Annotated in this window: 1 protein-coding gene and 1 pseudogene; both read right to left on the reverse strand. The window is 76.3% G+C overall.

Features of this window, described 5'->3' with window-relative positions; all coding sequences use genetic code 11:
* Window positions 1–1,054 (reverse strand): annotated as a pseudogene (locus AE652_RS40945) (putative baseplate assembly protein); the annotation flags it as partial.
* Window positions 1,051–1,644: baseplate J/gp47 family protein (locus AE652_RS40950; RefSeq protein WP_049661018.1), on the reverse strand; the 594-nt coding region annotated here is incomplete at its 5' end. The gene AE652_RS40950 and the pseudogene AE652_RS40945, both read right to left, overlap by 4 nt.

The following is a 1,644-nucleotide window of genomic DNA, read 5'->3' on the forward strand; positions in this document are numbered from 1 at the left end:
GCAGGCCGGTCAGCTCCTCGCCGAGGTGCCCGAACCAGTCGGCCACCGGCTGCTGGGCGTGGGCCAGTTCGGCGGCCTCGGCGGCCCGGTCGACCACCGGGGCGAGCCGGTCGGCGAACTCGGCCGGGGTGCCCAGCGGGCCGGCCGGCCGGTCGAGGTCGGCGCGCAGCGGGGCGAGCACCTGCTCGTCGAAGTCCCGGACGATCCGGCTGTGCCCGGGCCTCGGGTTCGGGGCGGACTCGGAGACGGTGATCCAGTCGGCGAGTTCGGCGCGCAGGTCCTTGAGGGTGCGCAGGTCCCGGGGCAGCCCGATCACCGTGACGTCGTTGTCGCGGTCGAGCCGCACCTCGGGCACCAGCCGCAGCATCCGGTGGACCGGGTCGGCGGCCTTGTCGGCGCTGAACACGAACAGCAGCCGGTCGCCGGGCCGCAGGTTGTTCGCGGTGCCGGCGGCGAAGAGCTCGGCGCGTCCGCCGGGGTTCAGCTGGCCGGGCGTCAGCTGGTACGGGCGGCGGCGCAGCACGGCCAGTTCGTTCCAGGCCGAGCGGGCGGGGAGGTCCTCGGCGGTCTCGAAGGACTGCGGGTCCTCGCCGGGGCCGGGGACGCTCTGGCTGCGGGCGCCGCGCGGGATCACCACGGTCGGGTCCTCGGCCGCCCTCGGGTCGTGGTCGAGCGAGTAGGCGAGGTAGGTGTCGGCGGCCACGCCGGGCCGGGGCCGGTGCCCGACCAGCCGGCCGAGCAGGGCGAGCGAGTCCTCCTCGGTGGCGGTGCGCAGGTAGCCCTCGTTGGCGATCCGCTCCGAGTAGAAGGTGAGCAGGTCGGCGAGCACGGCCCAGGCGTCCAGCAGCGCGATCGCCGGGTCGTCCGGGGTGCGGACGGTCAGGTCGCGCAGCGCCGGGTAGGCGGGGCCGGACAGCCGGGCGAGCAGGCTGTCGAGGAACTCCCCGTAGCGGCCGACCCGGTAGCCGATGGCGTCCAGTCCGGGCGGGTTGAACACCGGGACCGGGGTCGCGGTGGCGGTGCCCGCGCAGCCGCAGGTGCACTGGCCGCTCATCGGCCACCTCCGAGGACGATCGAGAGCCGGCCGTTCTCCGGCCGGTCGGGGTCGTTGTCGCACGCGGCGATCTCCAGCGCGCCGAGCCGCAGCAGCCCGTCGTCCAGCTCGCCGTCGTCCCGTCCGAACTGCCTCCGCAACCTGGTCACTTCAGCGCTGACGACGCCCGGCACGGCGGCCGCCGCGGCCACCAGCCTGGAGACCCGCACCGGTTCGCCGAAGCCCAGCGCGTCCGGGTGGAAGAAGCCGAGCCGGCCGTCCGGCAGGGCGCGGTTGCCCAGCACCCGGCGCAACTCGGCCAGGACGTGGCCGCGTTGGTAGCCGGCGGCGGCGCAGACCCGCAGTTCGAGGTCGATCGGCACCAGCAGGGCGGGCCGGACGACCAGGTCGTGGCCGATCCGGCGGTACGCCTCCAGACCGTGCCCGACCGCCTCCAGCAGGGCCGGGCCGGCCACCGCCTGCCCGAACGGCTCGACGGCGACGTGCACCTCCTGCACGCTGCCCGTCCAGCGGAGCGCGGCCGCGGCCCGCCGGACGCCCGGCAGGGCGGCGGCCAGCTCCGCGTAGTCGGCGGCCGTGACGGCGCGCAG

The sequence above is a fragment of the Kitasatospora sp. MY 5-36 genome (assembly GCF_001182915.1).
Taxonomy (GTDB): Bacteria; Actinomycetota; Actinomycetes; order Streptomycetales; family Streptomycetaceae; genus Kitasatospora.